The organism is Bariatricus sp. TF06-38A (assembly GCF_027690675.1).
In the GTDB taxonomy this organism is placed as follows: Bacteria; Bacillota; Clostridia; order Lachnospirales; family Lachnospiraceae; genus Allocoprococcus; species Allocoprococcus comes.
Window position 1 is genome coordinate 44532 of record NZ_JAQFCE010000022.1, and the last position, 22166, is coordinate 66697.

Sequence of the window (22166 nt, forward strand, 5' to 3'; positions counted from 1 at the left end):
CATGTGTTACCTTGATACAAATGATAAAATTACCTGTTCCGGCTGCGAAGCCTGCGCAAATATTTGCCCACACAAAGCTATCTGTATGATTCCTGATTCAGAAGAATTTCGCTATCCCAAAATCAATATAGATTTATGCACGAATTGCGGATTATGCCGTAAAGTTTGTCCTTATAATTTATCTCCTCAAAAATGTTCCGGAATGAATTATACTTTTGGAGGACATATAAAAAATCAAAAAGTTTTATCAGAAAGCACCTCTGGTGGAGCTTTCTCTGCAATCGTTGATGCATGGTGCGATAAAAATTATGTAATTTTCGGAGCTGTATCAGATGGTTTAAATGTATATCATGATCATATTTTTGACAAAAAATATTTAGATAAATTCAGAAAATCAAAATATATACAGAGCAATATAGGTAATGCCTATACTTATGTAAAAAAGTTTTTACAAGATGGAAAAAAAGTTTTATTTTCCGGCACTCCTTGTCAAATCGCCGGTTTAAAATCTTTTTTGCTCAATTGTGATCAAGCAAATTTGCTAACAGTTGAAGTTATTTGCGAAGGTGTTCCTACTCCTCTTTATTTGAAGAGTTACAATGAATATATTACCGCAAAATATCATTCATCTGTTAAATCAATTGATTATCGTTATAAAGATTTTAAATCTTATTTTAACCATTCTATTGGGCGATGGGATTTTGAAGTTATGCAGCTTTCTTTAAAAAACAGCAGGAAGCTTAAAACTGACAGATGGTTTAACCCGTTCTGGTCAATTTGGATCAGTCATTTAATGAGTCGACCATCCTGTTATCAATGTCCATATGCAACCAAAGAACGTTTTGCTGATATTTCACTCGGAGATTTGTGGGGTGTTCATTTATATTGTCCTGAATTATATAATCACAATAAAGGTGCTTCTCTGGTTATATGTAATTCTATCAAAGGTAAAAAGGCTTTTCTAAGTACCAAAGATCTTTTTGTTGGACATGAACTCAATTATGAAGAGGCTCTAAAATATCAGGGGCCTCTAAAGAATCATATTAATTCAAATCCAAACCGTGCATCATTTATACAAGATCTAAAAACTATGCCTTATACAGCTCTTTGTAAAAAATGGTCCTCTCCTCCAACAATAAAATTGCTATGGCAAAAATATGTTTGGGGAAACAGACAAAAAATATTATTTTGGAAATTAACTAAAGGATTTTATCATATTCAATAAAGGAGATTCACTATGTATTACTTAAATAATAATCTAAAAGATTTAGTTCGCATTTTTGATCAAAATGAACGCAAAAATTATTTACGACTTGACTTAAATGAAAACCCTGGAGGGCTTCCTCAAGATTTCATTGATTCTATTCTGCCTGAAATAACTCCTCAATTAATTGCACAGTATCCAGAAACCCATCACTTTTCGGAAGTCCTTGCAAAACATCTGAATACTACACCAGAACACCTTTGCCTTGTAAATGGATCCGCTGAGGGAATTCGCTATATTATTCAGGCTTTTACCTCAGAAAGCGGAAAAATTGTTGGAGTAGTTCCATCCTATTTCATGTTTCAAGTATATTCTGAAATGTATGGCCGATCTTTTGTAAAGGTTCCATATAATGATGACCTTTCAATGGATATTCAAAATATTATTTCCACCTTAACGCCTGATACACAATTACTTATATTACTTAACCCAAATAACCCGATGGGAAATGTATATTCAGAAACCGAATTTCAAGAAATCATTAAAGTATGTGAACAACTTGAAATCACTATCCTTGTTGATGAAGCCTATCATTATTTTTATCCAAAAACATTCATCAAATATGCTTTGACCTCCAAACATATCCTTGTTACAAGAACCTTTTCCAAGCTATTTTCAATGGCCGGTTGTCGACTTGGATATGTGGTTGGACATCCTGATGAGATAAAAATGGTACAGAAATTATGCACGCCACATAATACAAACGCATTCGCCATGTTAGTAGCTCAAAAACTTTTAGAAACGCCTGGTATTTTATCTTCTTTAATTGAAGACTACACTCTTGGACGTGATTATTTGATAAAAGAATTAAATTCCCATAAGTATTTGCATAAGGGGGATGCAGGAAATTTCATTTTTATAAAGCCTAAAACAAATGCGCTAACCATTGTTGAAAAAATGAAATCGCAAAAACAAATTTTAATAAAATCTTATTCTAATGTCGGAAATTTTGGCACCTGCCTACGCGTTACCATTGGTGCCAAACAATATATGGAACGTTTTTTAGATGCTTTATTTGAATTAGACAATACCAATTAAAGGAGTCGCTTTTTAAATGATAAAAGTTATAACATATGGAACTTATGATCTACTCCACTACGGTCATATCAGATTACTAGAAAGAGCAAAAGCTCTTGGGGACTATTTGATTGTCGGGGTAACCTCAGATGATTTTGATAAAACACGTGGAAAAATAAATGTACAACAGTCTCTAATGGAACGTATCGAAAACGTCCGATCTACCGGACTTGCTGACAAAATAATTATCGAAGAATATGAAGGGCAAAAAATCGATGACATCCAGCATTATAATGTCGATATTTTTACTGTTGGCTCTGATTGGATTGGTCATTTTGACTATCTGAAAAAATATTGCAACGTCATCTACTTAGACCGTACAGAAGGTATATCCAGTTCCGAGCTTCGTGCAAAAGACAGTAATTTAAAGCTTGGATTAATAGGCAATTCTACCCTTGTAGCAAAATATTTTCGTGAAAGCAAATTTGTGAATGGTGCAGAAGTAATAGCCGTTTCTTCTTCCTCAACTTCTGCACAAATAAAAGCTGATAACAGTCTGTTATTAACCAACAGTTATACAGATCTTCTCTCTTCAATAGATGCTGTATACATTGCTTCACACCCTACTAAACATTATAATCATGTCAAACAGGCTTTACTTGCTGGTAAACACGTTTTATGTGAATCACCGATTGCACTTTCTGAAGCTGAATGTAATGAGCTTTATCAGCTGGCAAACAGTAAAAACTTAATCTTAATGGATGCCATTAAAACAGCTTATTCTACAGCTTATAACCGCTTGCTTTTACTTTTAAATTCCGGGAAAATCGGTCAAGTACTTTCTGTTGAATCAACTTGTACAAGTCTTAAAAACATCAAAATTGATACAACAAAAAAAGCAACTCATTATTGGAACAGTATTTGTGCATGGGGTCCTACAGCTATGTTACCTATCTTTCATATCTTAGGTACACATTGGATAGATATAAATATTACCTCTCTTATGTTAGACAAAATTCCTACTTTTGATTTATTTACAAAAATAAATTTTACTTACAAAAATGCTGTTGCTTCATTAAAAGTGGGTAAAGGAGTAAAATCAGAAGGTGAGTTAGTTATTTCTGGCACAAAAGGCTATATTTATGTACCCGCACCCTGGTGGAAAACTGAATATTTTGAAGTTAGGTTTGAAAATCAAAATGATAATCGAAGATACTTTTATCCACTTGAAGGAGAAGGGATTCGTTATGAATTAGTTGCATTCTTAAGAGCCATAAAAACCAATCAGTTACCAAATAATATTCCGATGCAAATTTCTGCAAATATTTCAAAAGTTATAAACATTTGGGAAACTGATTCTAAAGTCGTACATCTTTCACCTTCTTAAAAAAAGCAGACAACTACAATTATCCTTCCATAATTGTTTTGTCTGCTTTTCTCTATTTAACTCTTTTCTTTACCTCTTCTTCAAGAAGCTTTTCATTTTTTTTCCAATCTGCATGAATAAAATGAGGCTCTCCACATGGGAATGTATAGAAATCTTCACCGTACACTTCTTTTAAAACGTAAATATACTTATTTGGCACATAATATTCATCGCCTTCAAATTCGATTTTCCGTAATGGATAAAAAATCTCTTTTGATATTAAATTATTATCGTTACAATAACTCCAACTATCAAAACTGTATAAGCACCCTTTTGCATCTTCTTTAGCACAAATAATATTTTTATCATAAAGTTTCTTATAATATTTATTAAAAATCTCTGCAATCTGAATTCCAATAGCCGAATCATCATCAACACATCCTGCCCTACGAAATTCCTGAATCAATGGATTTCCTTCATCTGTAATTTCTGTTTTTAACTCTTTTCTAATTTTCTGATTTTCTTCCCATTTTTCATATGATGCCTCACTAATCCAGTCAAACGGAAATATATCAATAAAAACAGGAATAGTCGTATCTTTATAAGTAAAACGAATCTGCTTACAAAATCCACATGCATCATATCTTACTGTAAGTCTATATTCTTGATGATCCTTTAATATTTCTCTTAATTTTTCAATATCCTCTCTTGCCATACAAGTATCTACATCATCATCCCATGGAATAAATCCCTTATGTCTCACTGCTCCTAACAAAGTACCTGCATAAAGCCAATAAGATAACTGATTCTCCTCACAAATTCTAGCAAAAGCTCTTAGTAAATCTTTCTCCAGAAGTTGCAAATTTCTGCTTACTCCCTTCGCTTTAGGTAATGCAAGAAAAAATCTTTTTTGAGCATCTGCTGTAGACTCTCCATCTTTTCGATACTCTTCCCAAAACATCTGCATATCCTGCTTATGATAATGTGTAATAATTCTTTCCAAACGAGCATTTTCCTCATGCAGATGTCTCACTTCATTTGATAATCCATCTATTTTTCCACTCATCTGATTATAAAGCTCGTTTTGATGATTATAACTATTTTTAATTCCCGATTCTAAAATTTGTCTTAATGAATCTGCTTTTTTTACTAAATCATTTGCCTTATCAAAAAATTGCCTTTTTCCTACTGGCAGACGCCAGTAAATATATTCCCATACTCTTCTCATTTCTTTCCTTCCCCTTAGAACTATTATCTATCTAGCCATTTTATATAATCTCTTTGTTTTTTCTTTTACTTCAAGTTTTGAATGCTTATAAAATGTTTTCAAATTAAATTTTTCTATAATTTTAACTGTTTCTAATGCTAATTTCTTTTTATTTTTCGGATTAAACTGAATCAAATCCGGAACAATAAAATTAATAAACCATTCAAAATAAGCTCGCCCCCATTTATTTAGAAATCCTTTTTCATTCCAAAATGCTGTTATTGTTCTAAGATTTTTCACATGCTGAACTAAACGTTTTTCCGTTTCATCATTATATTGTTGCATAAACGACCCGCTTCTATAGCATTGATAATAGTGCAGTTGATCTGAAATATACTGTACTCGTTTTGCCATAGGAACTGTTTGAAACAAAAATACAATATCCTCTCCAAATTTAATCGATTCAATAAATCGTAACTGATTATCATTTAAAAAATCTCGAGAATACGCATGATTCCAAATAAAGGGTTCACTATTAGTTTCGCCAAATAAAGATTTTTCATTCGGTTCTGGATAATATATATCTCTACTATTTAATTTCCATGCAACCCAGGCGTCCGGCTCTGGTATTTCAGGAAACGGTTTCGATCCATATACAATAATGTCTGCATAATGATTAATTCTCTCTTCATAAATTCTCTCACACGCATTAGTTGTTAAATAATCATCCGGATCTAAAAATACAATCATATCCCCTGTTGCCGCATCAATTCCAGTATTTCTTGCTGCCGCAACCCCAGCATTCTGTTTATCAATAAGTTGAATGCGCGAATCTATCTTCATCTGTTCCCGAATTATTTCATCTGAGTTATCTGTTGATCCATCATTAACACATATGATTTCAATATCCAAAAGAGTTTGACGTCTCAAACTTTCCAAACATCTACTCAAATAATCCGCCACATTATATACCGGTATAACTACCGAGATCTTCGGTCCTTTAACCATGATATACCTCCAATAATCTTCTTACAACCTAATTTAAAAGTATATACAACCCCATCATCTTTAACACTTTGAATTCCACCCAAAATCTTTCTTGGGAGAAATGTAATAAGTCTTCCTATGCGATACGAATAGGATTCTTTAATTTCCTTTAATTCTTTCATTGAATATCCCGGTTGATTGAGTGCATACTCATTATAAAAACCTATAGGATCTTCAACCATTTTTTTTACACCTTCCCACTTATATTCTTCAAAATATCGTGAATCCATTGTACCTTTTTCAAAGCATTCTTTAAATTCCTGAGCTGCTCTTTCTAAAAAGATATACTTAAATTTAGGACTAAGTCTCCCCAAATTCCACATATAAGTATCATATTTTATTCGATTACATACACATTCTAATACTCCACGATGTAAAGGATTCGTTTCCAAGAACTTATGCATCTCTTCATATTCATCACATACACAAAAAACTTTCTTCGGAGAATTTACTGAAGAATTCTCATTATCCTGACGATAATGCAAATATGCTTCCTGTAACAGCTGAACACGTTTAGCAAGACACATTACTTTAAAGCTAAAACTCGTATCCTGGAACGATGCTCCTGGTGTTTCATTAAAACGAATTTTATTTTCTCGAATAAAATCTTTTCTATAAATAGCAGACCAAATCGTCGGCTTCAAATTAAAAAATTCTACCATTTCCATCGGTGCATTAAAATCTGTAGCCGGACAGAATGTTTTTCTTGCACGTACTTTAGATACAATTTCTTCTTTTTCGTTTCTTTCTTTCGGAATCGAATAATAATAGTAAAATCCTGATTTCACCACATCCAACCGATTGCTTGAAGCTATATTATACATTTCTTCAAACATCTCCGGATCCGCATAATCATCCGACTCAACAATACCGATATATTCGCCCTCTGCCATATCAAATCCACGGTTCATGGAATTTCCATAACCACTGTTTGGCTTTGTAATTACCTTTACACGTGAATCCTTGTCCATATATTCCTGGATAATCTGCGGTGATGAATCCGTTGAGCCATCATCTACACAAATAATTTCAATATCTTTTAATGTCTGATTCACAATACTGTCCAGACACTGGCGAAGATATTTTTCTACGTTATAAATTGGTACTACTACTGTTACTTTTGGTGATCCCATATGCTCCTCCTTATAAATCCATGTTTTTATCTAATTCCAGATAATGATTCCAAAAATCCTTTGAAGTAAAGGTATCAAACATATTTCGGTACTGTTTACATACTTTATCATATCTCTGGTCAATATGTTTACATACTTTAAAAAATTTAATGTAAGATGCTATCATCGTAATAACACTTCTTTTTGCATCCAGCACATGATCTGTACTGTCTATATACAGCACTTCTTTATATCGATATAAATCATAAATATTCGGATATGGAATTTCTGCTTTTGGCTTTCCATGTCTTGCCGGCAAAAAATGTCCATTCATCGTAGCCATTTTCCAGATCTTTTCCATAAATGGAACATTCTCTCTTTGCTCTTTTCCATATGGGCTAAGATCTTCTTCCGTCAAACCTTTGTAACCGATAAAATCTTCTTTAGATTTCATCTCATAGTTATATGCCGCCAGTTTTTTGTGAATCTCTATTCCATCCTGCTCGCTGAACCATTTTGCTCCTTTTAAGAAATCAAGTGTTCCGAGTAGATTTAAGTCCACATACTTGTAGCGATACTTCCCTATATTGCTGCTAATCTCTTTAAATAAAACCTTTTTAAATTGTTTAGCCGTAAACTTTTCATCATGAATCGCATTCAGTATTGCCAGATTTCGAATATCATAATATTCATTTGTTCCCGGACATTTATTTTCAAACGCTTCATGCCATACACAAATTCCATTTAATAAAATAAATTCCCCATTTGCACGTAATCCATATTCAATATCATCTCTATGAATAAATAATGGCAGCGGCAATTTGTTTTTGTTAATAAACGTAACTGGTATGCAGGAATACCACCATCCCACATAATCGTGTTCAATCTCAACTTCATTTGTAATGCATTCTGCCAGTGAAGTCATATCAAAATCATGGTTATGCGCAATCATATCTCCATTATTCCATAATGCTCCGCTTTCATACTGGATACTTGGATGATCCAGTCGCATCAGAGCTCCACCAATTACATAATTATAATATTTCTTCTTTAAATGTTTTAAGAAAAGATAATTTCTTTCAATTGTTTCCGGTAATATAATTGCATCATCATCCATTAACAGAACGTGACTTATTTTTTCTTCGCCATTTAAATATTCCAGCATGGTGCGGGTAAACCCGCCTACTCCACCCAAATTTTTATTTTTTACGACATGGATTTCTGGATTTTCGATTTTCTCTGGTTCTAACGTACCCGCATTGTCCGAAATACAAATTTTAATATGATCATACGCTTCTGCAGCCGGATTATTCAAGATTCCCTCTTTCAGGAGATTTATATTACGCTCTACATATTTTTCTCTCTTGAACGTACAGATTCCGATTCCTATACAAATATCATTCTCTTCCATCCCCGTCTGATCTGTTGAAAAATCAACCTCATAAAGCACTGACTCTGACACTGCCTCAATCATAACTCCAAGCATTCCTTTCTCAGGAAGCGTAAATTCATTTGAAGTTACATATCCCGAAGCATCCGACTGGATTTCCTCGTCCAGTACACCATGTCTTTCTACATCTCCATCTTTCACCTGAAGATGATCTATTTTTACTTTTACAATTCCATTCAGCTTTAATCTAAGATAAACAGACTCAACTCCAACATATTTTTTCCACTTCAGGCATGAAAATAAATTAAAATATGTTTCCAGATTTACTTTTGCCAAAGTCTTTAACTCAACTTTTTCCTTGTCGGTCACAACATCATCAGTTGTTTTCATATAAAGCTGAGTCGTCTCTTCTGAATACGGATATAAAGCAAATTTTTGTAGTATCATATTTCTCCCATCAAACTATTCATTCATATACTCATTGGTTACTTCTTCAACCAGACCGCTTTTTCTTACCACACCTTTATCAATCCAAATTGCATGATCGCACAGCTTTCTTACAGATTTGACATCATGCGATACATATAAAAGTGTTGTTCCTCCACTGAGCATATCTTCCATTCGCTTATAACATTTTTCCTGAAACTGATAATCTCCTACAGACAAGATTTCATCAACAACCAGAATATCAGGCCTTACCATCGTAGCAATCGCAAATCCAAGTCGAGCCTGCATACCTGATGAAAAATTCTTAATCGGTACATCCAGGAAATCCCAAAGTTCCGCAAACTCAATAATCTCATCAAAATGCTCTTCCATGAATTTTCTGGAATGTCCCAGTACTGTCCCATTTAAAAACACATTTTCTCTTGCTGTCATATTCATATCAAATCCAGCACCCAGCTCAATCAATGGAGCAATTGTACCTTTCGTTGTAACAGTTCCCTTATACGGTTTTAAAATCCCACAACATGCTTTTAAAAGAGTGGATTTTCCAGAACCATTTGTTCCAATAAGTCCCCACGCTTCTCCCTTCTTTACTTTCAGATTTACATCTTTTAACGCCAGAAACTCCTGAAACATCAATTCATGCTTAATCAACTTAATCACATATTCTTTTAAATTATCCACCTTTTCAGATGCCATGTTGAACCGAATCGTAAGATGGTCAACATCAACAATATATTCTTCGCTCATTATCTTTTCTCCTAGATATACAAAATGAAGTTATCCTGTGTTTTCTTAAACACACCAAGTCCAATTGCCAGCATAATAAATGCCATCACCCAGCAGCCAATAAAAATTCTAGGTGTTGTAAAATGTCTGTATAAAACAAGATCTCTGAAAAACTGGATATAATAATACATCGGATTGCAGTATTCTACCAGTTTTCTCAGCCCGTCCGGAAGAAGATCAATTGGATAAAACATTGGTGTCACATACATCCATGCTACAGTAATTGCATTATAAATATACTGAATGTCTCTAAAGAAAACATTTGCTGCTGACAAGAAGAATCCCATTCCACACACAAAAATATAAAGCGGTATAACTACCAGCGGAAATAATAAAAAATATGGTGAAAATGGTGTTCTTGTAATCAGCATCACCAAAATCAATGCACCCATTGAAAAAATAAGATCAATCAATGAGCTTGTTACTTTCGACAATGTAAAAATATATTTTGGTACATAAATTTTCTTAATCAGTGCTCCATTATCCAATACTGAATACATGGACATATGGGTTGCATTATTCATAAAATCAAACAGTGCCTGTCCAGTAAGCAGATAAACTGGAAAGTTTTCTATTCCACGCTGAAACATCTGTGAAAATACAAGCGTCATTACTAACATAATCAGCAATGGATTCAAAATGCTCCATACATATCCCAGGAAACTTCTTCTGTATTTTAATTTCACATCTCTGACTACCAGTTCTCTTAATAAATCCTTATACCTAAAAAATGTATTTATCCTATCTCTTGTCACACTCATTTTTCTTCTCCATCTTAATATGAATTTCTTCGTCCCTTAAAAGCAAGAACCGCTAACGGGAATGCAGCATATCGAGTTTTCCTCAAAACCAGAACAGCCGGATTCTTTACTCTGTCATAGACTTTCCGGTTCTTATGATAAAAATATGCATCCAATTTCATTGCTTCTTTTCTCATACCATTCTTAAGAGGAAAACTTATATAAATCTTCATCTGACTGGTAAGAATTGTTGCTGTCAGCTCACGGATATACTCCAGATTCGCTACCGGAGCAATCTTTTCTACTTTCTTGCAATAGCTGTTCAGCCGCATAAGCACACGTAAATGATTCTTCAGATTCTTCTGCATCTTCTGAATAGACATACTCTGTCCCGGAAGTCCCAGGCGATACTGATATACCGGCTCTTCTATGAAATACACTGTCCGCACATACGGAATCGGAAATGCAATAAATTCCACATCCACGTAAAAAGTGTGTTCGTCAATCTGTTCATCAGCCTTTCTGAACAATTCCGTCTTCACAGTTGTCGCATGCATATCAATAATCGTTTTACCGACGATCTCTTCAAACTGATACAGCTTATTATACTCTATTTTTTCAAACGGATGTTCCTGCCTCTTCTCTGGCATTCTGGTTGTATGATTGATCCAGGTATAATTAGACGCCACAATATCTGCATCGCTCTCTTTTAACACTTTCACAAGATGAATAAAACTTCTTGTATCTACCCAGTCATCTCCATCAACTACTTTGAAATATTTTCCTTTTGCTTCACGGACACCCGTGTTAATCGTAGAGCCATGTCCCCCATTCTCTTTATTTATCAACCGGAATGTATTTTCGTACTTGTCTACATATCGTTGTGCAATCTTGGCAGTATTATCACTTGAACCATCGTTCACGATCAATACTTCAATATCATCCATAACCTCGGAATTCACAAAAGATTCCAGACAGTCTTCCAAATATGCTTCTACATTGTAACTTGGTATCGTTACTGTTAATATCTTCTCGTCCATTGTTCTCCTAACTTATATAAATAATATTTTTCTCAAAAAAAGTTGGTTTTACAGATATTTAGTTCTATCTGAATCACCAACTTTTATTTTGATTACTTAATTATTATACTACACTTTTCTTTAGATGGAAAGATTATATCAAATGCTTGTTTTTTTGTCAAATTTCATGCTCTTTTATATAGAAAACAGAACATATTTAACCCAAAACCACAAATTAGGATTCGTATAAAATAAATTCTGATATCTATCAGCTATAAATATATTGAAATAATTAACTACTAATGTAATAGCACTCAGACTAATCAGCACTTTCATTACAATATAATATTTTTGAGTATTTCTATATTTTTCTTCTAAATATAAAAATGCAATCACCGTGGACATCGCAAATAGCCATCCAAAATCGGACATATATCTCTGTGTCATTCCAGACATTTGAATTGTTAATAAAATAATTATAACAGCACTAACAAACGCCCCTACACCTAATGCGTAGCATTTTTTCTTCTTCATTTCCTTGCGATTTTTAAAATATGCCCAACATATTACAAGTATTGGATTAAACCATAAAAAACCTCCAAATAATGGCTCCTGACTTAAATATCCCTGATAATCAAATTGTACATTATTTCCAATTAACTGCATGAAAGGAAATTTAGAAGATATATTTAGCGGCTGAAAAATATACTCAAAAATCCCAACCCAATTTCTTGCTAAAACAATTCCTCTATGAGTCATATCATTACTGGTCAAATTATAATTTGCCCCAAAATCCATAACACTGCCAAAACGAGCATAATTATAATACATAATGCCAACACCAATAATTAGAAACGGTACTATTACGCTTAAAGTATTTGCCATTCCTTTAACAGAGAAAAACCTCTTTTCTTTAATATCATTCCAAAAAATAGGAAACGCAAACAGCAATATTATGGCTAATTGCGGTCTACAACCTATAATAAGAGCTATTGCCAATGAACCTAATATGAGATATATTTTATTAAGTTTTTTACTATCGCTTGCTGCAATCCAAAAACTAAGTCCTATAATTCCCAACATCAAAGACATCATGATCGGCAGTGAATATATCGTCCCATAAAAAACTAAATAAACTATAGCGCTCATAGCAATAAAAATCGTATCCGTCACAATGTATGTGCCAAAAGATATATTTTTATAATATTTTTTTATTATCAAATATATAAATATATAACTAACTATACAATACATCAGACCACAAAAAGTAACTGCTATCCATGTTGGTAAATGAACTCCAAATAGCAACTTAAATGGAACAAAAAATATCAATGCAGGAACAATTCCAAAATAGCAATAATATTTTCCTTTATAATAGGCATGATCAACATAATATGTTTCTCCCGTTTCCGCTAAAGCTTTACTTCTCAATTGCGGATCATATGGATTATCAATGTTTTCTAATGCTTTAGTTGGTTCTATATTCAAATAAAAATGACCATCAATCAGAGCATCCGTTAGTTCTTCATATTCTGTATCCGGAAGCCATCCTCCATTTCCAAGATTTCTTGTCGGAAATGTCGAAATACTGATTCCCGCTAAGACAAGCAAGTTTAATCCCAATGCTAAAGCTATAAAAATTCGCTGCTTTCTTTTTTTTATATTGAACGAAATATTATATACTTTAGAATTTGGTCTAAATATTTCAAATAAAATAAAAATAATCATTTCAATCACTATACGCAGTGGATGAACGATGAAAGGCCTTTTCACATTAAATGCAATTTTATTTACACTAATTTTTGCTCCTTCAGGCAAATCAATTTTTATTTTAATTTTATTTGTTTTCCCGCTTAAATGTAAACGAACATATTTACTTTCCTTTATTCTCCTCACTATATTCATTGATGGTAATTCTTTATATTCTGAATTAGCTTCATCAGTCATAAATATACGTATCGGGAAAAATCTTTCATCACATACTGATGCATTATCTGCCACATCAATATCTGCCAATATATTTTTCAAATTTATATTCAATGCTTTTATTTCCAGGAAAGCTTCCTTCTCATCTACAATCTCATAATACTCTCCGCTTTTTTTTATTCCTTTTCCACACTCAAAATTTTCTACAACCTTTTCTTGATTTAATAATGACTCCCAACATCTATAATTAAAAACAAATGTTTCTAATCCTATTATAATTAAAAATGCAAATAGTATTTTCCTTACAAATTGCTTCATTACTATTCTTCTCCCACTATCTCTTATTTACAATTTTCAATGCTAACTCTTTTATTATCTTCACCACGATAATAATACATAATGAAATTGCAAATACTAATAATATCATTACTATCGTATAAAAATATTCTCCAATCGCTCCTCCAATTTTCCCTGTTACATACTCTAATATATATTTAGAAATTGAATACCGGTCTAACATAATAACAACTAGCATATGAACGATATATATTCCAAAAGTATAAGAAGAAAGCCAACAAATTACTCTATTAATTTTCGATTCCTTATTATCATTAATTAAAAACATACATGCAAAAATTATGCATAACGCACAGATAAGCCCCCAAAAACTATACCAATATAAAATATTCGTATATGAATAATCATGACCTTGTCTGTTCAAGATAATCAGCAGTCTTACTATATTCAATCCCACAAAAAGTATTACACACTTCACAAAACTAATTTTAGTTTTTATAGCCTCTCTGTGCTGATAAATAATACTTCCCCATACAAAAAAAATAGCTGCTGGAATCGCTCCATTAAATGAATGATGTGAAAATTCTGCCATAGTATTTGCTGATATATCATTAAAAATTAACAACATAGCCGAAATAATTAAAAAAAGCTTTTGTTTTTTCACATCTTGTTTAATACTATCCACATACGCTTTTAAAATCGGAAACATTAAAATGACTACAAAATATACCATCAAATACCACAAATGACCAGAACATGACACTACTACATTCCATGAGAAAAAACCTTTTAGTAAATTCAGATAATCCTCCCCTGTATGAGTAATACTTACCGCTAAACTAGTCCGATCAACTAAATATCCCGATAGAAAAAAGCAAAATATCAAAAAAATTATCATCGGAATAACTATGTTCTTAAAAGTACGTTTCAGTAATTTCCAATAGCTCTTGGTATTAAACATAAAAAATCCGGATATCAACCAAAAAATGGCTACTCCATCTGCAACCAAACATGCACTTAATAATCGACTGGCATCGTATGTATCATTTACAACTGTACTCAATGAAACATGCACACCAATAACAAGCAAGCAGGCAATCAACCTTGCCAATTCAACAGACGCTTTTCTCATCTTCTCTTTCCTTTAACTAATTAATCTATTTCTCTTTCTTCAACATCTTATATCTATCTGAAGAACGCTGTAATTCCATCTCAAAATCTTGTCTATTCTTTTGAGTAATAGTTGATAACAATACGCCAACAAAGAATGCCATAATAGCTGCTAAGTATACAAAACAACATACAATCAATGTCGGAAAATTAGGTACTAATCCCGTTTTAGCAAACTTCACAATAATCGGAACCATAAAACATGTACTTAAAATTGCCAAGAAAGCTGCTATAATTGTAAAAAAGCCAAACGGTTTGTAGTTTCTGTACAATCTCGCAATAGTCATCAATACTTTTGCCCCATCTGAATAAGTATTAAGTTTTGACTCACTTCCCTCCGGACGATCCCTATATTCAATTATAACATTCTCGACAAACATATTTTTCTCTACTGCATGAATGCTCATCTCAGTTTCAATTTCAAATCCTTTTGACAGTACAGGAAATGTTTTTACAAATTGGTAACTAAAAGCTCGATATCCCGTCATAATATCTTTGATATCATTTTTAAACAATCTATTTATTGTCTTTCTTACTAACGTATTTCCGAAATTATGAAATGGTCTCTTATTTTCTGTAAAATATGTTGATGAAAGTCTATCTCCAACCACCATATCTACATGTCTATCTAAAACTTTATCCACCATTTCTCTTGCAAATTCTGCCGGATACGTATCATCTCCGTCTGTCATAACATAACATTCTGCGTCAATTTCACGGAACATCCTTCTAATTACATTTCCCTTTCCCTGCTGATATTCATGTCGCACAATTGCCCCTGCTTTTTCAGCAATTTCAGCTGTGTTGTCAGATGAATTATTATCATATACATAAATTACAGCTTCTGGTAAAACTTCCTTAAAATCCTCGACTACCTTTTTGATTGTCTTGCTTTCATTGTAACACGGAATTAATACTGCTACTTTATCCATTGCTTTTCCTCCAATTTGTTTTCTATATATTTTTTTCTGTTTCTACACTCGGTCCTTCATGACTAATTCGCCCTAAACTTACTAACTCTCGAAATGCCTCACTATCTCTTTTCTTATCTTCCGGTCTGATATGATACGTTGAAATAATTCCGGCAACCTTCTCTTTAATATCAGGACTTTCTTCCATTGCTGCTTTTTCAAGTTCTCTTAACTGACTCAAAAAATGTACTTCATCAAATTCCAACGGTTTCCCGATAAATATCAAATCATTCGCCGTCTTCTGAAGCCCTTCTTCTTTCGTCAGTAACTCTTCATATAGCTTTTCACCTGGTCTTAAGCCCGTATATTTAATTTCCATATTCACACCAAGCGTATATCCGGAAAGCCGAATCAAATTCTTTGCGAGATCAGCAATCTTTACCGGTTCTCCCATATCCAGTACAAAGATTTCTCCACCATGAGCATAGGCTCCAGCCTGCAATACCAGTGACACTGCTTCTGGAATCGTCATAAAATAACGAATAATATCCGGATGTGTAACTGTAACAGGTCCACCTGCTTCCATCTGCTTCTTAAAGAGTGGTATTACACTACCATTACTTCCAAGCACATTTCCAAAACGCACAATGACATATTCTGTTCTGGAATACTTGCTAAACGTCTGCACAATCATTTCACACATACGCTTTGAAGCACCCATGATATTCGTAGGGTTTACCGCTTTATCAGTAGAAATAAGTACAAATTTCTTCACGCCAAACTTGTCCGCTGCTCTTGCAGTTTTGTAAGTTCCGAATACATTATTTTTAATTGCCTCATTCGGACTGTCTTCCATAAGCGGTACATGCTTGTGTGCAGCTGCATGGAACACAACATCCGGGCGATAATATTCCATCACACTTTCAATTCGACTCGTATTACGAACAGATCCAATCAACACTTCTAATTTCAAGTTTGGATACTTTCTAACCAACTCTTGCTGAATATCATATGCATTATTTTCATAGATATCAAATATAATTAAAAGTTTCGGATTATGTGCTGCAATCTGACGGCAAAGTTCACTACCTATTGATCCACCACCACCAGTAACCAATACTCTCTTGTTGCTTACATACTGTCCAACACTTTCCATATCAATATTGATGGTATCTCTTCCAAGTAAATCCTCAATCGATACTTCTCGCAAATTTGACACGCCAACTTCATCATTGATGAGCTGATACATACCAGGTAAAATTTTAAGTTTACAATCTGTAAGATTACAAATTCTTAAGATATCACGAGTAGCCTTATTCCCCGCTGATGGAATCGCAAGAATAATCTCTTCTGCATCATATTTTTTTGCCGCTTCCTGAATCATATCCCTTCCGCCGACAATCCGAATTCCGTGAATATATTTTCCCTTTTTAGACGGGTTATCATCAATCACACATACAACTTTCTGATTCAGGTACTTACTGCTTTTTAGCTCTTTAATGATCATATTTCCCGCTTCACCAGCTCCGATTACGATCGTATTCCGGGAATGCTTTGCTGATTTTTTGATTCCATTCTGCATCGTGTGTAAAATTCGATACGAAAAACGAGTAATTAGTGTAGTAATACTAAGCAAAATAAAGTAGAAGAAATAATAACTTCTTGGGATCGGTAAATACAACAAACTAAATCCAAACGCCTGAAATGCCGTCGATAACATTGCCGCACCCACAATCAATAGCATCTCATATAAGCTGGCATAGGACCACACTCGGTTATACAGATTTAACAGCAAAAAGATAATTACCGTCGTAATCACATTTATAATCATGTAGTGTTCTACACTGCTCATATACTCCTCTGGTACCCAGATATTATCCAATTTAAAGCGCAATATAATCGCTAAGTAAGAATCCAAAACCACAGTAAGCATGTCCACGATAAACAAAGCAATCATTCTGCTTCTGGAATTTTGAAGTCCCCATCCTTTTTTCATAATAGTCCTCCGAATATCAACTATTTTTTTTACTTTCGTTTTTTCTATTAGTTTCTCTGACAATATAATGTGGTCTTTTTTTTACTTCCATATATATTTTAGCTAAATATTGCCCTATTACCCCTAAACATAAGAGCTGTATTCCTCCAATAAATATAACAATGCACACAGTAGATGCCCATCCTACAACTGGATCGTCAAAAATCAGCTTTCGTAAACATATAAAAATAATCATAACAAATGCTACGAAAGTACATAAAACTCCTCCCCAAGATACCATATCCAATGGAACTTGTGAGAAATTTACAATTCCATCAATACTATATTTGAATAATTTCCAAAAACTCCATTTTGTCTTGCCTGCCACTCTCTCTACGTTTTCAAAAGGAAGCCATTTTGTTTTAAACCCAACCCAACCATAAATGCCTTTAGAAAACCGATTTTGTTCGCTCATAGAAATTATCGCTTCTACCATTGATTTCTTCATCAATCGATAATCTCTTGCCCCATCTACTATATCTGCGTCTGAAATTTTATTTATAATTTTATAAAACTTTCGTGCAAAAAAAGAGCGTAATATAGGTTCACCTTGTCTATTTTCTCTTCTTGTCGCCACACTATCATACTCTTCTTTTTCCAATATATCAACCATTTTAGGAAGTAATTCCGGTGGATCTTGCATGTCCGCATCCATTACAGCAACATAATCCCCAGTTGCATTCTTAAATCCTGCATACATAGCTGCTTCCTTTCCAAAATTTCTCGAAAACGAAAAATATACTACTCTTTTATCTCTATCCGCATATTCTTTCAAAATATTTAAAGTCAAATCTTTTGATCCATCATCTACAAAAATAAATTCAAATTCATATTGTTTCATTATTTGACTAACTTCATTTATTGCTCTATAAAAAAAAGGTAATGCCGCCTCTTCATTATAGCAAGGTACAATCAATGATATTTTTTTCATTCTCCGCTTTCCTCCATAATGTTCTGTCAACGTATTTTTTACTTCTTAGACTATAGTAACTTAATAATATTACAAGAGTCACTCCTGTAATTATATACGATAAAGTCCAGATTTTCGGTTCTTTAAATCTTAAGTATAGTTTTCCTTTAAAATGCGGTGGTATTTCTACATTTACAAGTTTATTCTCACTATCTTTTATTTCATATTCGTTTCCCAAAGAATCCGTCACACAATATCCTTTATAATTCGTAATCGGAAAAATAACTTCTCCCACTTTTTCTGAATTTTCGCAAAACAAATCTATATTATATCCATTTCTTTTTTCCAAATTGACTTTAATCAAATTCTTACTTTCTATTTTTCCATCAAATTGTTCTATTTTCTGACCTGTCCTCACATACTCTGCTCCCATCACGCCATAAGAATCCAAATTACTCGTGTCATAATAATTATTTCTTAACGCATTATCCGAATAAAAACCAGTAAAAACACACACAGACCAAACACTTAACAAACAAATTATTTTTTTATATTTATAACATTTGTTTCTCTGTTCTACTGCTCTTAATTCAAATCCTAATAATACTGTTAATATCGCTATTGTAATCGCTAAATAACGCCACGGGAATTGAACTTGTGCTAAAAAATTAAAAATCCGATATTTATATGCTAATGTATCCCAAGGAAATATATTAGAAGCAATATATAGCGTTAATACAGAAAATAGAATAGCCATTTTCATTTTGCGATTTGCCCGTCCTTTTTTCCATAACCATATTCCAACTATCAACGTCCCTATTAATACTATCCCAGGGGTTAACAGCATTGTTTTCGCATAACCAAATGGATTTTTAAAAAAAGAAAAATAATCCCCAATATTACCCCCGTTATCTTGTATCATTTTTACAGCTTCAGCTTTATCTGTCACCATAACTGGAACATTTATGTAATAATCTAAAAAAGGAACTATAAAGTAACAACAAAGTAATAATGTTTCCACTATAGCAAATATAAACGTTTTTAGTACCCCTTTTGTTAATGTCTTTTTTATACATACAATACAGAATATCCCTAATATAAAAACCACTATCTCTGCTGTTAATATATGTGATGTTATCACGCCACTAATCCCACAAGCTAATAGTGTAGCATTTGTTATATTTAATCGTTTGACATTTTTTTCCGTATAAATATTATATATACTTAGTATTATCAGAGGTATAAACATCATCACACTATATTCCCCTACTGCTGATCTAACATATATGTCAACCAATCTATAAGAAGCAGTCGAATAAATTAATGCCAAGATAGATGCTATATCACTTCTGTGAAATATTTTCTTAAAACAAATCCACGAAATTAAAGCCGTTCCAAAGTTAATCATAAATACATATATTTTATACGCTAAGCCCAGACCTATTCCTAGTATTCTTAGCAATGCTGGAAAATACAATAATATATCTCCATAAAAAACAGATGTTGGATATCCATATCCTCCTAACCATATCGATGATATATGAACTGGGAAATTTCCTCTTATAAGTTCTTTATATATTCCTTCAATTCTTAATAAATGAAATGCTAAGTCTTGACCATATGTATCATTAACCCCTTCAAAAAATAATGGAAGCGATGAAATAACCGCAATTGCCATAATATCTCTGAAAGCTCTTGATACCTTTTTATCTTTATGACATATAATTAACACATTAATTATTATTAAAACCACTCCTATACACAAAGTAATATCTTTCTTCCAATTACTTTCCTTACTTATAGATATATTTGAAATTGAGTAATCACCCTTACCATTGTACATAAACTGAACTTCAAAATTGTTAATATCTTGCGTCAGATCAAACTGAACCTCTTCATAATTCTTATTTTTGTCTAAAATAGCTTTCGTTGCTTTAATAAACGAATCATTTCCTCCATTTGCATACGGTAACATACTTTGATTTTCATCACATTGATACCAAACTTGTAATGTGTATGTTCCTTTCGATAAACTTACATACGGACCATACAAAAAAACTTTTTCTTCTGAATTATTTTCTAAATTTGATGATATCTTCCATTGATTATTTTTAATTTCAACATAATCAGATTTCCATTCTGACATTGATATATCTAACTTTTTTTTCCCTTCATTGCCCATCATACTTAACAATACACTCATTATTATAATAATTATATCCACCAAAATTAACTTTGTATATTTTCTTTTCACTTTTCTTCTCCTTTACACACTCTATATTACTAAATAAATTTATACCATCTACTCTTACATTTTATTGTCATCACATTAGCTAATTCTTCCAGAATTACATATATATTATTTTAAATCTAACCTATAGCATATCAAATTTTGTTCCAAGATACAATGTTTATCCCCTATTCTCCACACAAAAATAGGACTTTGCACGTTTTTTTACTCATACAAAATCCTATTATAACTTATTATTTACTTGTATTCAACAATGGTTTAAGATATAGATTCACAATGTTATAACCATAATTCACAGCCGTTGCCCATCCTTTTCCAGATGGATTTTCCTTCTGTCCAAGCCACTCTACGTATGGCGCAACTCCTTTTGTTACATATTGATATCTTCCATCTACGCATTTTTGCTTTAAGCTCTCTTTTGATGCATATGCTTTCAAATGTTGAACCTGTGCACGAATTCCGATTCGGATAGACTCAAATCTATTTCCTGATGCTCCATTTCCAGTCGCTCCAAGACCAGCAAAATTATACTGCTCTTTTTTTACATCTCCACCGAATCGTAAAAATCCAGTTTCCATCATTGCCTGAGCAAATGCGACTTCAGCTTTCACACCTTCTGCCTTACATTCATCAATATAAATCTGACAGAAATCTTTTATAGTTGGTGCAACGCTATTTCCAGAATATGGATATTTTCCACCTTTCGCAGTAAAGTAATTTGCCATCTGCATTGCTGTTGTAGACGTCGTACCCATAATGGAATATAAATCACTATTTTTTGAATTACTTATTATTTTCCATTTTTGTGCATTCGATTTATTCAATGTATAAGTCTGCACATTTGCTCCGTTTGCAGTACTGGCACCACTTACATCCAAAACAGTTCCTAATTTAGATACAATATAATAATATCCATTTCCAGCATCAATAAATCTCCAGCTCTGAGCATTTGAATTATTTTTACTATATTGCCATACATTTGTTCCTGCACTCGATGAACCACCTGCTACATCTAATGCTTTTCCAGAGTTTTCACAGGTAATCTGATATTCATGATCCGCCAACTTCTTGACAACAAAATTCTGTGCTGTTGTGCCATTTTTATCATAGATCTGAACATTTGCACTATTATCAACGGATCCACCTGAAATATCCAACACTTTATTTGTAGAAAGTGCAGTCTGAATCGTATATGTTCCTTCTTCAATATCAGCATAGTTTAATTTACTAAGCTTCCATTTCTGGGCATTTGTTTCATTCAACATATA

General features: G+C 32.9%; 17 protein-coding genes. 3 read left to right on the top strand and 14 right to left on the bottom strand.

Annotated features, from left to right (window positions below):
* The first annotated feature begins 1 nt into the window (after window position 1).
* From PG418_RS14660 to PG418_RS14670, 3 genes are read left to right on the top strand one after another with little or no spacing between them, the layout of a single operon-like run.
* Window positions 2-1225, top strand: coding sequence for a Coenzyme F420 hydrogenase/dehydrogenase, beta subunit C-terminal domain (locus tag PG418_RS14660; RefSeq protein WP_498837606.1), 1224 nt, complete (start codon window positions 2-4; stop codon window positions 1223-1225).
* Between the two features lie 12 nt (window positions 1226-1237).
* Window positions 1238-2302 carry a pyridoxal phosphate-dependent aminotransferase gene (locus tag PG418_RS14665; protein WP_195502308.1) on the top strand — a complete coding sequence of 355 codons (1065 nt, stop codon included), beginning with the start codon at window positions 1238-1240 and terminating at the stop codon, window positions 2300-2302.
* Between the two features lie 16 nt (window positions 2303-2318).
* The gene (locus PG418_RS14670) at window positions 2319-3668 is read left to right on the top strand and encodes a Gfo/Idh/MocA family oxidoreductase (protein ID WP_195602248.1); all 1350 of its coding nucleotides are present in this window, start codon (window positions 2319-2321) and stop codon (window positions 3666-3668) included.
* 52 nt (window positions 3669-3720) lie between these two features.
* Here the strand turns inward: PG418_RS14670 and PG418_RS14675 are convergent, their stop codons facing one another.
* The 14 genes from PG418_RS14675 to PG418_RS14740 form a co-directional block, all read right to left on the bottom strand.
* Window positions 3721-4875 carry a LicD family protein gene (locus PG418_RS14675; protein WP_498837607.1) on the bottom strand — a complete coding sequence of 385 codons (1155 nt, stop codon included), beginning with the start codon at window positions 4873-4875 and terminating at the stop codon, window positions 3721-3723.
* A 27-nt stretch (window positions 4876-4902) separates the two neighbouring features.
* Window positions 4903-5862 carry a glycosyltransferase family 2 protein gene (locus PG418_RS14680; protein WP_498837608.1) on the bottom strand — a complete coding sequence of 320 codons (960 nt, stop codon included), beginning with the start codon at window positions 5860-5862 and terminating at the stop codon, window positions 4903-4905.
* Window positions 5835-7034 (bottom strand): glycosyltransferase, encoded by a 1200-nt coding sequence (locus PG418_RS14685; RefSeq protein ID WP_498837609.1) that lies wholly within the window; start codon window positions 7032-7034, stop codon window positions 5835-5837. The genes PG418_RS14680 and PG418_RS14685 overlap by 28 nt, the downstream gene beginning before the upstream one ends.
* A 10-nt stretch (window positions 7035-7044) precedes the next feature.
* The gene (locus PG418_RS14690; protein ID WP_498837610.1) at window positions 7045-8850 is read right to left on the bottom strand and encodes a glycosyltransferase; all 1806 of its coding nucleotides are present in this window, start codon (window positions 8848-8850) and stop codon (window positions 7045-7047) included.
* A 15-nt stretch (window positions 8851-8865) separates the two neighbouring features.
* Window positions 8866-9600: an ABC transporter ATP-binding protein gene (locus PG418_RS14695; protein ID WP_195602191.1), complete on the bottom strand. Its 735-nt coding sequence runs from the start codon at window positions 9598-9600 to the stop codon at window positions 8866-8868.
* A gap of 11 nt (window positions 9601-9611) precedes the next feature.
* Window positions 9612-10400, bottom strand: a complete 789-nt coding sequence (locus PG418_RS14700) for an ABC transporter permease (protein WP_195602192.1) — start codon at window positions 10398-10400, stop codon at window positions 9612-9614.
* A 14-nt stretch (window positions 10401-10414) separates the two neighbouring features.
* Complete coding sequence (locus PG418_RS14705; RefSeq protein ID WP_118198478.1) at window positions 10415-11419, bottom strand: glycosyltransferase family 2 protein; 1005 nt, start codon at window positions 11417-11419, stop codon at window positions 10415-10417.
* Window positions 11420-11593: 174 nt separating this feature from the next.
* Window positions 11594-13642, bottom strand: a complete 2049-nt coding sequence (locus tag PG418_RS14710; protein WP_498837611.1) for a hypothetical protein — start codon at window positions 13640-13642, stop codon at window positions 11594-11596.
* Window positions 13643-13658: 16 nt separating this feature from the next.
* Window positions 13659-14753 (bottom strand): acyltransferase, encoded by a 1095-nt coding sequence (locus PG418_RS14715; RefSeq protein ID WP_498837612.1) that lies wholly within the window; start codon window positions 14751-14753, stop codon window positions 13659-13661.
* Window positions 14754-14778: 25 nt separating this feature from the next.
* Window positions 14779-15723, bottom strand: coding sequence for a glycosyltransferase family 2 protein (locus PG418_RS14720; RefSeq protein ID WP_195502315.1), 945 nt, complete (start codon window positions 15721-15723; stop codon window positions 14779-14781).
* Window positions 15724-15745: 22 nt separating this feature from the next.
* Window positions 15746-17698, bottom strand: a complete 1953-nt coding sequence (locus PG418_RS14725) for a polysaccharide biosynthesis protein (protein ID WP_195502316.1) — start codon at window positions 17696-17698, stop codon at window positions 15746-15748.
* A 16-nt stretch (window positions 17699-17714) separates the two neighbouring features.
* Window positions 17715-18668 (bottom strand): glycosyltransferase family 2 protein, encoded by a 954-nt coding sequence (locus PG418_RS14730; RefSeq protein WP_195502317.1) that lies wholly within the window; start codon window positions 18666-18668, stop codon window positions 17715-17717.
* Complete coding sequence (locus PG418_RS14735; RefSeq protein ID WP_498837613.1) at window positions 18634-20901, bottom strand: putative glycosyltransferase family protein; 2268 nt, start codon at window positions 20899-20901, stop codon at window positions 18634-18636. The genes PG418_RS14730 and PG418_RS14735 overlap by 35 nt, the downstream gene beginning before the upstream one ends.
* A gap of 230 nt (window positions 20902-21131) precedes the next feature.
* On the bottom strand, window positions 21132-22166 hold a 1035-nt coding region (locus PG418_RS14740; RefSeq protein WP_498837614.1), incomplete at its 5' end, for an RICIN domain-containing protein.